This window comes from Cytobacillus sp. FSL R7-0680, assembly GCF_038009245.1.
In the GTDB taxonomy this organism is placed as follows: Bacteria; Bacillota; Bacilli; order Bacillales; family Cytobacillaceae; genus Cytobacillus; species Cytobacillus kochii.
Window position 1 is genome coordinate 3,204,136 of record NZ_JBBPAO010000001.1, and the last position, 13,045, is coordinate 3,217,180.

Annotated in this window: 13 protein-coding genes; 2 read left to right on the forward strand and 11 right to left on the reverse strand. The window is 38.0% G+C overall.

Annotated elements, in window-relative coordinates; translation table 11 throughout:
• The first annotated feature begins 107 nt into the window (after positions 1 to 107).
• Entirely contained in the window at positions 108 to 1,082 is a 975-nt protein-coding gene (locus MKY26_RS16025) for a DMT family transporter (protein ID WP_095371570.1), read from the forward strand.
• Positions 1,083 to 1,094: 12 nt separating this feature from the next.
• On the opposite strand, the gene MKY26_RS16030 is transcribed toward MKY26_RS16025, so the two are convergent.
• The 8 genes from MKY26_RS16030 to MKY26_RS16065 all read right to left on the reverse strand — a co-directional run bounded on the left by MKY26_RS16030 (position 1,095) and on the right by MKY26_RS16065 (position 8,687).
• Positions 1,095 to 1,541: a hypothetical protein gene (locus MKY26_RS16030; protein ID WP_095371569.1), complete on the reverse strand. Its 447-nt coding sequence runs from the start codon at positions 1,539 to 1,541 to the stop codon at positions 1,095 to 1,097.
• A 145-nt stretch (positions 1,542 to 1,686) separates the two neighbouring features.
• Positions 1,687 to 2,301: a thymidine kinase gene (locus MKY26_RS16035; RefSeq protein ID WP_095371568.1), complete on the reverse strand. Its 615-nt coding sequence runs from the start codon at positions 2,299 to 2,301 to the stop codon at positions 1,687 to 1,689.
• 192 nt (positions 2,302 to 2,493) lie between these two features.
• Positions 2,494 to 2,700, reverse strand: coding sequence for a 50S ribosomal protein L31 (rpmE, locus tag MKY26_RS16040; RefSeq protein WP_095371567.1), 207 nt, complete (start codon positions 2,698 to 2,700; stop codon positions 2,494 to 2,496).
• Positions 2,701 to 2,855: 155 nt separating this feature from the next.
• Positions 2,856 to 4,124 (reverse strand): transcription termination factor Rho, encoded by a 1,269-nt coding sequence (gene rho, locus MKY26_RS16045; RefSeq protein WP_095371566.1) that lies wholly within the window; start codon positions 4,122 to 4,124, stop codon positions 2,856 to 2,858.
• 308 nt (positions 4,125 to 4,432) lie between these two features.
• On the reverse strand, positions 4,433 to 5,395 hold the full coding sequence (gene glpX / locus MKY26_RS16050) for a class II fructose-bisphosphatase (protein WP_095371565.1): 963 nt from the start codon (positions 5,393 to 5,395) through the stop codon (positions 4,433 to 4,435).
• Between the two features lie 92 nt (positions 5,396 to 5,487).
• Positions 5,488 to 6,774 (reverse strand): UDP-N-acetylglucosamine 1-carboxyvinyltransferase, encoded by a 1,287-nt coding sequence (locus MKY26_RS16055; protein WP_095371564.1) that lies wholly within the window; start codon positions 6,772 to 6,774, stop codon positions 5,488 to 5,490.
• A gap of 458 nt (positions 6,775 to 7,232) precedes the next feature.
• Positions 7,233 to 8,090, reverse strand: a complete 858-nt coding sequence (locus tag MKY26_RS16060; RefSeq protein WP_095371563.1) for a class II fructose-bisphosphate aldolase — start codon at positions 8,088 to 8,090, stop codon at positions 7,233 to 7,235.
• A 228-nt stretch (positions 8,091 to 8,318) separates the two neighbouring features.
• Positions 8,319 to 8,687, reverse strand: a complete 369-nt coding sequence (locus tag MKY26_RS16065) for a response regulator (protein ID WP_095371562.1) — start codon at positions 8,685 to 8,687, stop codon at positions 8,319 to 8,321.
• Positions 8,688 to 8,954: 267 nt separating this feature from the next.
• Here MKY26_RS16065 and MKY26_RS16070 point away from each other — a divergent pair, with 267 nt between their 5' ends.
• Positions 8,955 to 9,482 (forward strand): DUF2529 domain-containing protein, encoded by a 528-nt coding sequence (locus MKY26_RS16070; protein ID WP_341098128.1) that lies wholly within the window; start codon positions 8,955 to 8,957, stop codon positions 9,480 to 9,482.
• Positions 9,483 to 9,729: 247 nt separating this feature from the next.
• On the opposite strand, the gene MKY26_RS16075 is transcribed toward MKY26_RS16070, so the two are convergent.
• The 3 genes from MKY26_RS16075 to rpoE form a co-directional block, all read right to left on the reverse strand.
• Entirely contained in the window at positions 9,730 to 9,954 is a 225-nt protein-coding gene (locus tag MKY26_RS16075; RefSeq protein ID WP_341098129.1) for a hypothetical protein, read from the reverse strand.
• A gap of 160 nt (positions 9,955 to 10,114) precedes the next feature.
• Complete coding sequence (locus MKY26_RS16080; RefSeq protein WP_095371561.1) at positions 10,115 to 11,716, reverse strand: CTP synthase; 1,602 nt, start codon at positions 11,714 to 11,716, stop codon at positions 10,115 to 10,117.
• 282 nt (positions 11,717 to 11,998) lie between these two features.
• Positions 11,999 to 12,538 carry a DNA-directed RNA polymerase subunit delta gene (gene rpoE / locus MKY26_RS16085; protein ID WP_095371560.1) on the reverse strand — a complete coding sequence of 180 codons (540 nt, stop codon included), beginning with the start codon at positions 12,536 to 12,538 and terminating at the stop codon, positions 11,999 to 12,001.
• Positions 12,539 to 13,045: the final 507 nt, after the last annotated feature.

Consider the following 13,045-nt stretch of genomic DNA (forward strand, 5'->3'; position numbering starts at 1 on the left):
TCAGTCAAAACCACTTTAGATTATTTTAGAAATTTCTGTTATTCGATTGATGAATCTTTCATCGTTTACTATAGTAAAGTTATCTAATTAAAAATGAGGTGCAGCACATGAAAGCCATTATGATTGGAATACTCTCCGCATTCTTTTTTGCTTTTACATTTGTTTTAAATGCAGCTATGGAAATGAATGGAGGAAGCTGGTATTGGAGTGCATCGCTCCGTTACTTCTTTATGATTCCACTTCTACTTATCATTGTTTTATACCGTAAGAGCTTACGTGCACTTATGATTGAATTGAAAAAAGCTCCTGGAAAATGGATGCTATGGAGCACAATTGGCTTTGGGCTATTTTATGCCCCTATATGTTTTGCTGCTGCCTATGGTCCCGGCTGGCTAATTGCTGCCACCTGGCAAATCACGATTATTTCTGGCAGTCTACTTGCCCCATTATTTTATGAAATGCGCCACACTTCTCAAGGAGTCATTCGCATAAAAGGGCAAATTCCTTTTAGAGGACTACTCATGAGTCTCATTATTTTAGTTGGCGTATTTGTTATCCAATGGGACCATGCCTCTGTTGTATCGGTGAAAGATACTTTTATTTGCACCTTAGCCATTCTTATTGCATCGTTTGCTTACCCTCTAGGGAATCGAAAAATGATGGCCTTAACAAACAAGCGCTTAGATCCTTATCAAAGAGTGCTTGGTATGACAATAGCTAGCCTTCCCTTTTGGCTCTTACTTGCATTTATTGGTTTACAAACAGCTGGCATGCCATCGATGAGTCAAGTTTATCAATCGGGGTTAGTAGCCTTATTTTCAGGTGTTTTTGCAACGGTACTATTCTTTGCTGCCACCGATCTCGTTCAAGGCAACATGCAAAAACTTGGAGCTGTGGAGGCAACACAGTCCTTTGAAGTGCTGTTCGCAATGATTGGTGAAGTGATCATTTTATCTGCTCCTCTTCCTTCTGCCACTGCTACGGTTGGAATCAGTTTAGTAATACTCGGAATGGCACTTCATAGTTATGTATCCAATTTACCTCAAAAGGGATTTAAAAAGGAAAAGGAAGAGACGGTTTAATTCACCGTCTCTTTAGTCTGTATGGTCTTCTCTAATTTTCACATTTATATAATAGGTCGGCACCGCACCAACTAATTTTTTTTGCAAACTTTCCTCAGCTTTTTCACGTTCCGCTTTTGATGAAAAGTCTTTATTCGTATACACAGTTACATGCATATATTCCCCGTCAATCCATATACCACCTGGTTCATAATCAGTAAGCTTATTAATCGTTGATCTTGCTTGATTAATATCACTACGGTCTGATTTTTTATCGCCATTGGTATTTAATAAGTTGGGATTTTGTTCATACATCGACCATTCCTGAACATCTTCGGAACGATGACCAGAAGGGCTGCTTATTCTAACGGTATCGGTATGTTTGTTGATATCATAAGTTTTATCAGCGTTTGCACCGTAATTATAAGAACAACCAGTTAGTAGACTGATTAACAAAACACCTGTAATGGTTTTTTTCATGAATGAATGGCACCCCCTACTAAATAAAATGCCCATTCATTTTAAAATTTCAGCAAGCAATATTTCCTATGTAAAAAAATGTATGCCAGGGAGTTTTTTCGTTCCAAAAAAGACGCCAAAGTTAGCGTCTCCAATCAAAAATGTGTTATTTCATCATTTCCGTGTGATTTTTAATACTTTTTGGTTTGCCAATCACTTCATGATGTTCACGGCACCGAGGTTCATACGATTCCGATGCGCCAACAAGAATGGTGGGATCTGTATATGATGCTGGTTTACCATCAATTAAACGCTGCGTTCGACTAGCAGGTGAACCACAAACAGCACATACGGCTTGTAGTTTTGTCACTAACTCAGCAGTAGCCATTAAATCCGGCATCGGACCAAAAGGCTCACCACGAAAATCAACGTCTAACCCAGCCACAATGACACGATGACCGTTCCCCGCAAGCATCTCCACAACTTCAATGATTTGATTATCAAAAAACTGAACTTCATCAATAGCTACGACTTCTGTATCAGACGTAACAAATGACAAAATATCCTCTGAACAGGCTACAGGTTGAGCAATAAACGATGCCCCATTATGAGAAACAACTGATTCTTCACTATAACGTTTATCGATTTGAGGCTTGAATACAGCAATTTGCTGTTTGGCAAATTGCGCTCTCCTTACTCTGCGAATAAGCTCCTCTGACTTACCAGAGAACATACTCCCGCAAATTACCTCAACCCATCCATGATGATTGATAACATACATGAAAGGTCTCTCCTTCCGCAACAATCTAATCTATCTATAAACACCTATTACAGTCCTTACTGTTAAGGTCTCACAAAAGAAACATTCTTATGTTAAATGCCGAAAAATAGTGGTGGTGTGCACCACTATTTTTCGACATTCATGAAAAAACAGGCAAGTATCATGACTTGCCTGCTTTGATTGTTATTTAAATTACTTCTGTTTGATGCCGTATTTTTTATTGAAACGGTCAACACGTCCGCCAGCTTCAGCGAATTTTTGACGTCCAGTATAGAATGGGTGGCATTCTGAGCAAGTTTCTACACGGATTTCTTCTTGTACAGAACCCGTTTCGAATTCGTTACCGCATGCACATTTCACCATTGCTGTTTTATAGTTAGGATGAATTCCTGCTTTCATTCTTTTCATCTCCTTCCGCCCTGAATCATTCTGAAACAGAGTTATATAGTTACGGATTCACCGTAATCTTAGAAACGCACTGGAATCATTATAACAAGGTCGAGCTTAATTTGCAATCATCGATTACGAATCAGCTTTACCATTTGATTCCAAACCTAATGTGAGCGTTTTGCTTTCATCTCTTCACTCAACAAGGCAAAGAAATCCTCATTTGATTTCGTTTGCTTTAATTTTCTCATGAGTTTTTCCGCAAAATCAGGAGAATCAGTCATTGATTTACGGATTGCCCATAGTTTATCAAGATGATCCTTAGGAATCAACAATTCTTCCTTACGTGTACCAGATCGTCTAATATCAATTGCAGGGAAAATTCTTCTTTCCGCAAGCGAACGATCAAGATGCAATTCCATATTCCCCGTTCCTTTAAACTCTTCATAAATCACATCATCCATACGTGATCCCGTATCAACTAGAGCAGTAGCTAAGATGGTTAAGCTTCCGCCTTCCTCAATATTTCTTGCGGCACCGAAAAACCTTTTCGGACGGTGGAATGCGGCTGGGTCAATACCGCCTGATAACGTACGACCACTTGGAGGAATGACCAAGTTATAAGCTCTAGCTAAACGTGTAATACTATCCATTAAGATGACAACATCGCGCTTATGCTCAACTAGACGCATCGCTCTCTCTAATACGAGCTCGGCCACTTTAATATGATTTTCCGGCACTTCGTCAAATGTTGAACTAACAACATCACCAGCAACAGAGCGTTCAATATCGGTTACTTCTTCCGGTCTTTCATCAATAAGTAATACGATAAGCTCTGCTTCAGGATGATTCGTTGTAATACTGTTGGCAATTTCTTTTAACAACATCGTTTTCCCTGCTTTTGGAGGAGCGACGATTAAGCCACGTTGTCCAAAACCAACTGGTGAAATTAAGTCCATAATTCTAGTTGAAATATGTCTTGTTTTTGTCTCTAAATTCATATGACGATCAGGATATAGAGGCGTTAAACCTGGGAAATGAACACGTTCCTTTGATGTCTCTGGATCATCTCCGTTAACCGCTTCCACTTGTAACAAACCAAAATAACGTTCATTTTCCTTCGGCGGACGAACTTTACCAGAAACTTTGTCACCATTTCTTAAATCAAAGCGACGAATTTGCGATGCAGAGATATAAATATCCTCTGAACTAGGCGAATAGTTAATCGGTCTTAAGAAACCGAAACCTTCTGATTGAATGATTTCTAGAACACCTTCCATAAAGAAGTATCCTTCTTGTTCCGCTCTCGCTTTTAATATCGCAAAAATAAGTTCTTTCTTTGATAATTTACTATAATAAGAAACTTTATATTCTCTTGCATGTTCATAAAGTTCTTTCAATTTCATATTCTCTAGACTTGAAATATTTAGTCCCATTTCTACACCACTCTTTAGATTTTTCGATTATTTCCCCCATATGCTAAAGAAATAAGATTCATTATACATTCGAATATGGTTGGAAAGGAAAGTATGTTTGAGGCTTCCTGAAGTAAACGAAGAGTTTGATTTAATCAACTCTACTTTGTAATAGAGGAATGATTGGTCTTCCTTTGAAAATATCTTTTATTTTACCCCTAACCTCTATGTTAGGCAACTACATTTTATAGTAGGATATTTGGAAGGATTCTTTCTATTTTAATTTAACCTAAGAAATGCAAGGATGCACTTCTTAGGTCTATCATCAATTATTTAATTACAAGATTAGGTTTTTTCTTCAAGCTATGACGACCATCAATAAACCTTACTGTGCCCGATTTAGCACGCATAACGACAGAAGACGTCGAACCGTAAGATCCTTTAAATTGAACGCCTTTCAAAAGTTCTCCATCCGTAATACCTGTCGCAGCAAAGATTGCGTCATCGCCTTTAACTAGGTCTTCCATCAATAATACTTTGTTAACATCTAATCCCATTTTAATACATCTTTCTAGTTCCGCATCGTTTTGGGGAAGCAGTTTACCTTGCAATTCACCACCAAGACATTTCAATGCTACAGCTGCAACAACACCTTCAGGGGCACCACCTGCTCCAAATAAAATATCTACGCCTGTATGATCGAATGCCGTATTAATGGCTCCTGCTACATCACCTTCATTAATTAGCTTAATTCTAGCGCCAGCGTCACGCAATTGCTCTATAATATGTTGGTGGCGATCACGATTAAGTACAGTTGCAACAACGTCCTCAATATCTTTGTTTTTTGCTTTCGCAACAGCTCTCAAGTTATCAATCACTGGAGCATTGATATCGATTTGCCCAACCGCCTCAGGTCCAACGGCAATTTTATCCATATACATATCTGGTGCATATAGTAAGTTACCTCTATCTGCCACTGCCAGAACCGCAAGCGCATTCCAACCACCAGAGGCAACAATACTTGTACCTTCTACAGGATCGACTGCAATATCAACTTGAGGGCCAGAACCTGTTCCAAGCTCTTCGCCAATATATAGCATTGGTGCTTCATCCATTTCACCTTCACCAATCACTACTCTGCCCTGCATAGGAACTGTATTAAAGATATCTCTCATTGCTTCAGTTGCTGCACCATCAGCTTCATCTTTTAATCCACGGCCCATCCAACGAGCAGATGCTAGTGCTGCACCTTCTGTAACACGAACCAACTCCATTGATAAACTTCTTTCCATTTTTACTTCCTCCCCAATATTCACTTCGTCTCAGTATGTACTGAAATCGATGCGGAATCTAGATGTACATTTTTAACATTGTCAATTCATCATTAAGCATTATTCATTTGTTCAATTTCTTGATCAGTTAGCTTTTCTCTCCAAATCGTTGCCCCTAAACCATTGAGTTTTTCAACTAAATGACTATAACCTCTATCAATGTGATCAACGCCTGTAACCTCTGTTACACCTTCAGCCATAAGGCCTGCGATGACTAGCGCCGCTCCAGCACGTAAATCACTTGCCTTTACTTTGGCACCTTGTAACTTCATAGGGCCGTTAATAATAGCCGAACGACCTTCTACTTTAATATTGGCGTTCATTCTTCTCAATTCATCAATATGCTTAAATCTAGCCCCATATATCGTATCAGTTACCATGCTTGTTCCTTCTGCATTCGTTAACAATGCCGTTAATGGTTGCTGAAGATCGGTTGGAAAACCAGGATATACAAGTGTCTTAATATCTACTGCCTTCATTTTTTCAGCGGGACCGACAAAAATTTGATCATCACCCGCTTCAATTTGTACACCCATTTCTCTTAGCTTTGCTGTTAATGATTCAAGATGATGGGGAATAACATTATCAATTAAAACGCCCTCTCCAGAAGCTGCAGCAAGCACCATATAAGTCCCTGCTTCAATACGATCAGGAATAATTGTATGTTGGCATCCATGGAGCTGATCTACACCGTCAATACGGATGACATCAGTACCTGCGCCTTTTATTTTTGCACCCATATTATTCAGCAATGTAGCAACATCAATAATTTCAGGTTCTTTAGCCGCATTTTCTATAACCGTACGACCCTTTGCCTTTACAGCAGCGAGCATAATATTAATGGTTGCACCAACACTGACGACATCTAAATAAATACGTGCACCTCTTAGTTCATCTGCACGTAAATAAATCGCGCCTTGTTCATTTGTTACACTTGCGCCGAGTGCCTCAAAACCCTTAATATGCTGATCAATCGGTCTCGGTCCTAAATGACAACCACCCGGAAGTCCAATGACTGCTTTATTAAATCGTCCAAGCATGGCCCCCATTAAATAATAAGAAGCACGAAGCTTTTTCACCTTGCCATTAGGCATAGGCATGGAGATCATTGCAGAAGGATCAACCTGCATATCTCCATCAGCGAATGTTACTTCACCACCGATTTCCTCTAGTAAACCTTTTAAGATTTGCACATCCGAAATATCTGGTAAACCTTCTATTGTTACAGGCGAATCTGCTAGTATTGTTGCCGGTATTAAGGCAACTGCACTATTCTTCGCGCCGCTAATTCTCACTGTTCCTTTTAATGGGTACCCGCCTGCAATCATAAGCTTTTCCATTTTGAACTCCCTTCTAAGCCGTTAACGCAACCCCTTTATAGAGGATGCTCTATAAGAATAAGCTTGTCCTATGTGGAATCTTTTGCTCTATCAGTCATAAAACAAACCCGCATTTTAAAAAAACACAGGTGTAATCTACATTACCATTGTTGTCTATCTATTGAAAAAATAAGCATCTTTATGTTAACATGTCTAACAATTTTTAAAAAGCTCACATATGATAGGCATTTAGATGCATCTTCCTTCTCCTATTTTACACCATAACAATTGGAAATGTAGTTGTTGTTTCGAATTGTTATGAATATGTAAATTTTTAAGGAAACATTTGCATCATGGATTCATTCACCGATGGAAATTGTTGACTAATGAGTTTTCCGAGAGTCAAGAGGGATTGAATTGAGAAGTTGCTTTAAATAAGCTTAAGAAACCGTTGAATGGACAACGGCTTCTTTTCTATTTTATGCCTTGTTAGCAGAACCAAACTCGCGCATTTTGCCAATTACTGTTGCTTTAATCGCTTCCCGAGCAGGCCCTAAATATTTACGTGGATCGTACATTTTTTCATCTGCTGCAAGGACTTCACGTACTTTTTTCGCAGATGCAATTTGGTTCTCTGTATTTACGTTAATCTTTGCTGTTCCTAGAGAAATTGCTCTTTGAATATCTTTCGTTGGGATACCTGTCCCACCATGCAATACAAGTGGTACACCTGTTAAGCCACGAATTTCTTCCATTTCTGTAAACCCTAAGTTAGGCTCACCTTTGTATGGTCCATGAACAGACCCAAGAGCAGGCGCTAAGCAGTCAATCCCTGTTCTCTGAACTAATTCTTCACATTCTTTTGCATCTGCATAAATAACGCCATCTGCAACAACGTCATCTTCTTGTCCACCAACAGTGCCAAGCTCAGCCTCAACAGATACTCCTTTTGAATGCGCATATTCTACTACTTTAGAAGTGATTTCGATATTTTGCTCAAATGGATCATGAGAAGCATCAATCATAACAGAAGTAAATCCTGCATCGATTGCTTCTTTACATTTATCATAACTTGAACCATGATCAAGATGAATGGCCACTGGAACAGTAATATTATAGTCTTCCATTAGACCTTCTACCATTTTAACAACCGTTTTAAATCCACCCATATAACGACCTGCACCCTCAGAAACACCAAGAATTACAGGTGATTTTTCTTCCTCAGCTGCTTGTAAAATTGCTTGTGTAAACTCTAAATTATTTAAGTTGAATTGACCAACTGCATAGCCCTCTGCATTTGCTTTTTTCAACATTTCAGTCATAGAAACTAAAGGCATATGTAAAAATCCTCCTTGTCTTATTCACTTCAGTCATTCCTTTTAAAGGATTTCCTTCCAGCTACATGTTTATGTACCCTAATAGCTCTCCATCAAACGGAAAAAATGAAATGAACATATAAATTCCATTTGTATCATACCAAAATGTGCAGAGAAAATCTATGATTAGGTTATAACTTTTCATAAATAAGATGTACTATTAATTAAAAAAGGCATAATTGTATAACCTTATTTAGGTACTGGTAAATATTTCTTAACTGCCGCCCGAATGTCATCTATGTCGAATGGTTTAGCAAAATGTGTTAAAGCACCTAAATCTTTTGCCTCTTGAATCATATCTAATTCTCCATAAGCAGTCATAATGATGACTCTTATATCATGATGCCCTTCTCTCATTCTCTTTAGAATTTCAATCCCATCCATACCTGGGATTTTCATATCTAATAATACTAAGTCTGGGTCATGCTTCGCTACAATATCAAGGGCTTGAATTCCGTTTGCTGCTTGGTACGTTTCATAGCCCTCCTTCTGTAAAACTTCATTTAATAGAATCCTTATACCAAACTGATCATCGACAATCAATATTTTCCCTTTCATAATACACCCCATTCTCGTTTAATCAAGAATACTTAATGTTTTTAAATTCGACTCTAAGTGTTTTTTTCCTGCATTTGTTAGGAAAATAACTAGAATGAGTCATCGCCGTTAATTGCTATATTTCGACAAGTTGATGGTTCTCTTTTCGTTGTGTATCAATCAATTACTGTAGCACCAAAAAACCAAAGTGAGCAGCCTGATTATTTTGTGATTTCGTCTTATTTCAATATAATGATAATATTGGGAGAAGTACAGGAGGAATTATTAATGTTAAAGATTTTTTCTACACAATTATTCGGTTTATTTAAAAAATGGCAAGACAATCATGAAGAATCAATAGAAGATGCTGCTCGAATTTTAGCTCAAGCGAGTGTCGGTGAGGGCCATATATATATTTACGGAAAACAGGAGATGCAAGCTGTCGGTATCGAAGCAACTGAGGGAGTAGACGCACTGGCAAACGCAAAAGTCTGGGATTCTTCTGCATCATTTGATGATATCTCAGCTAGTGACCGTTTTCTCATTATCACCAGAGAGAGTGATGACAAGGAAGCACTCCTATTAGCACAACATTTGAGTAATCAATTCATACCTTTTGCAACAATAAGTGCCCTTCCATCTGATAACACGGAGCAATTAGCCTCCTATTCCGATGTACATTTCGACTTACAACTGAAGCAAGGACTTGTTCCAAATGAAAGCGGGGAACGAGTTGGTTATCCATCTGCGATAGGAGCATTATTTCTCTATCATGGAATTAAATTTACGTTAGACGAGATATTAGCAGATTATTAATATGTGTATTTATATGAGGCGAGGGATTCCATTTTGACGGGGTTCCTTGCTTTTTTTTATATGTTATAGAAGGGCTCATTTCTCGGGCGCATATATTCTTAACTACACAACGGCTTTGAAATAAATGATTAGTGTTTGTTTCATTGTCTCTTTAAACCAATATTACTTTTCTTTGCAAGTGTGAAGCGAATCTAAATTATTTACTGTGAACTTTTTTGTTTCGTTCATACATTTTTCAGTGACAAATTTACAATATGCACTGATACATGTTTCTTTCTCTTTCTGAACGACATGCGGGCCTCTTTTGTAAAGCGCTCACCTTTAGTGTTCCTTCTGAGTGACTTGCAAATCCCTTTTGCGAAGCGCTCACCTTTGGTTTTCTCTCTGAGTGACTTGCAAACCCCTTTTGCGAAGCGCTCACCTTTGGTTTTCTCTCTGAGTGACTTGCAAACCCCTTTTGCGAAGCGCTCACCTTTGGTTTTTCCTTCTGAGTAATGTCATACCACTTACAGAAGCTAGCTTCATGAAGATTGATTGTAATAAAAATACCAAATTTTATTTTTGTACCCTTTTGAATTCTTGATTTTACACAAAAAAAGGAAGAGATCCGGAAATCTCCTCCTTATAACAATTTATTCATTGATATTGATTGTAGCACCGACAAAGTCACGGAAAAGTGGTTGTGGACGCGTTGGTCTAGATGTGAATTCTGGATGGAATTGAGATGCCACGAACCATGGGTGATCTTTCAATTCAATGATTTCTACTAGTCGACCATCTGGGCTTGTACCAGAGAAGACAAGACCCTTTTCTTCCATTTCTTGACGGTAGTGATTATTAAATTCATAACGGTGACGATGACGTTCGTAAACGACTTCATCTTGGTATGCTTCATAAGCAGCTGTACCTTCTTCTAGTTTACATGCTTGTAAGCCTAAACGTAGTGTACCACCTAAATCTTCAACATCTTTTTGTTCAGGTAAAAGGTCAATGATTGGGTGGTTCGTTTCAGGATTGATTTCCGCTGAGTGTGCACCATCTAATCCAAGAACGTTACGAGCAAATTCAACAGTAGCCAGTTGCATACCCAGACAAATGCCTAAGAATGGTTTATTGTTTTCACGGGCATATTGTGTTGCTAGGATTTTTCCTTCAATCCCACGATCCCCAAAGCCACCTGGTACAAGAACACCGTCAACATCCCCTAAAAGTTCAGCAACATTTTCTTTAGTGACATGCTCTGCATTGATCCATTTTACATCAATATCTGCATCATGTGCATAACCTGCATGTTTTAATGCTTCAACAACAGAAATATAAGCATCTTGAAGAGCAACGTATTTCCCTACAAGTGCAATTTTTGTTTTCTTCGTTAAGTGAAGCACTTTGTCTACAAGTTGTTTCCACTCAGTCATATCTGCTTCTGCACAATCTAATTTCATCTCTTTGCATACACGTTTATCTAAGCCTTGTTCTTGTAAAGCTAATGGAATAGTGTAAAGTGTTTCAGCGTCTCTACATTCAATAACTGCTTCTTTATCAATATCACAGAAGAGTGCAAGCTTGTCTTTCATTTCTTGAGAGATAGGCATTTCTGTACGGACAACGACAACATTTGGTTGAATACCTAAGCTTCTTAATTCTTTTACACTGTGTTGTGTAGGCTTTGTTTTCATTTCTCCAGCCGCTTTAATATACGGCACCAATGTACAATGAATATACATAACATTATCTCGGCCGATATCACTCTTAATTTGGCGAATCGCCTCTAGGAATGGTAATGATTCGATATCACCGACAGTTCCACCGATTTCAGTAATAACGACATCTGCATTCGTTTCATGTCCCGCACGGAAAACTTTATCTTTAATTTCATTTGTAACATGAGGGATTACTTGAACCGTTCCTCCGTTATAATCTCCACGACGCTCTTTACGTAGAACCGTTGAGTAGATCTTCCCAGTTGTTACACTGCTGTATTTAGTTAAGTTTATGTCTACGAAACGCTCATAGTGACCTAAGTCTAAATCCGTTTCTGCGCCATCTCCTGTTACATAAACTTCACCGTGTTGATAAGGACTCATTGTACCTGGGTCCACATTGATATACGGGTCAAACTTTTGTATCGTTACGCTAAGCCCTCTATTTTTTAACAAACGTCCTAAAGATGCTGCAACGATTCCTTTACCTAATGACGAAACAACGCCGCCTGTAACAAAAATATATTTTGTCATAAATGATTCCCCCTTAACTATTCATAGCTTGTGCATTTATCCTTTGTTTAAAAAGATGAATCTTATCTTTCATAAAAAATTGTCCCATGCACGACCTTTTATTTGAAAAACTTGGTAGAAGCAGCACATGCTCAACTATCAAGCCTTACTCAAAAAAATAAAAAGCGCCCCGCTTACTTTAATTAAGTAAGGGAGCGCTTTTAGCGTATCAATTTATGATCGTTCCTTTTTAAAGGAGCCCAAAAATGATTCTACAAGGCTACAAGAAAAAAGTCAAGGCTATTATTTTCTGTCCTCATCGTCTTCATCTTCATCTAAATCATCATCTTCTAAATCATCGATGAGATCATCGTCTTCATCGAAATCTTCTTCGATATCTTCATCGTCATCGTCTTCATCATCAAGAAGATCATCCACATCATCGTCTTCATCTAGATCATCGTAATCCTCTAAATCATCGTAATCGATGTCTTCTTCTTCAAAATCTTCCTCTTCCTCATCTATTACAGATTTTTTCGCCTTTTTCTTCTTCGGCTTAATAACTGTAACAACTTCCTCTTCATACTGTTCTACAGGGTACCATGCACGCAGTCCCCAACGATTGTCTCCAAGACCAATGAAATGCCCTTCGATATTTAAATCTGTATAAAACTGGGCAATCTTCTCTTGGAATTCTTTTTCACTAAGATCCAAAAGGTTTTTTAATTCACTCACAATGTCAGCAAACGCCAAAGGCTCTTTTCTTTCATTTAATAATTCATGAGCCACTTCAATTAATGCCATTTCTTTTAATTGCTCTTTTGAGTATCCTTTTAAACTCAAGACCAGCACTTCCTTTCCCTATATCAAGCTATGTATTAGCAACATGTAATCAAATATTTCGTGCCTAATAGTATAACGCTAAAAATAAAAAAGACAACCTAAACATACTCGTCCAATCTCTAGGTTACAAGCAGCGGTGCCTTCTTAAAAGAAAAAAACGCATATTCTTCATTATAAACAAATTATTAGTGTTTATGCTACCTTTAACGATAAGTTTTCCTACTTTTTACATTGACCTTCGAGTTGTCTCTCCTTTTGATACAACCTTATTGCTAAAAGAGTAAAAAAGACAGACAACAAAAAGAAGGGGATGGCCCCTAGTTGTATTGAATAAAGATATCGTGCACATATGATAAACACTATGAATGCAAAAACAATCATAATTTGCTTCACACTCGCACCCACCTTAAAAAACAAAATCCATACCGATACTATTATATGATGATGGTTAGCAATTGTATATCTTATTTACTCAAGAAATTTTGTTGAATACGATCACTTTACTCC

Coding starts and splice junctions, on each gene's coding strand:
- rpmE (WP_095371567.1), bottom strand. CDS start 2,700: ATGAAAGCAGGAATTCATCCTAACTATAAAACAGCAATGGTGAAATGT.
- MKY26_RS16030 (WP_095371569.1), bottom strand. CDS start 1,541: ATGAAAAAAACCATTACAGGTGTTTTGTTAATCAGTCTACTAACTGGT.
- MKY26_RS16080 (WP_095371561.1), bottom strand. CDS start 11,716: ATGACAAAATATATTTTTGTTACAGGCGGCGTTGTTTCGTCATTAGGT.
- MKY26_RS16065 (WP_095371562.1), bottom strand. CDS start 8,687: ATGAAAGGGAAAATATTGATTGTCGATGATCAGTTTGGTATAAGGATT.
- MKY26_RS16070 (WP_341098128.1), top strand. CDS start 8,955: ATGTTAAAGATTTTTTCTACACAATTATTCGGTTTATTTAAAAAATGG.
- MKY26_RS16035 (WP_095371568.1), bottom strand. CDS start 2,301: ATGTATGTTATCAATCATCATGGATGGGTTGAGGTAATTTGCGGGAGT.
- MKY26_RS16025 (WP_095371570.1), top strand. CDS start 108: ATGAAAGCCATTATGATTGGAATACTCTCCGCATTCTTTTTTGCTTTT.
- MKY26_RS16060 (WP_095371563.1), bottom strand. CDS start 8,090: ATGCCTTTAGTTTCTATGACTGAAATGTTGAAAAAAGCAAATGCAGAG.
- MKY26_RS16055 (WP_095371564.1), bottom strand. CDS start 6,774: ATGGAAAAGCTTATGATTGCAGGCGGGTACCCATTAAAAGGAACAGTG.
- glpX (WP_095371565.1), bottom strand. CDS start 5,395: ATGGAAAGAAGTTTATCAATGGAGTTGGTTCGTGTTACAGAAGGTGCA.
- rho (WP_095371566.1), bottom strand. CDS start 4,124: ATGGGACTAAATATTTCAAGTCTAGAGAATATGAAATTGAAAGAACTT.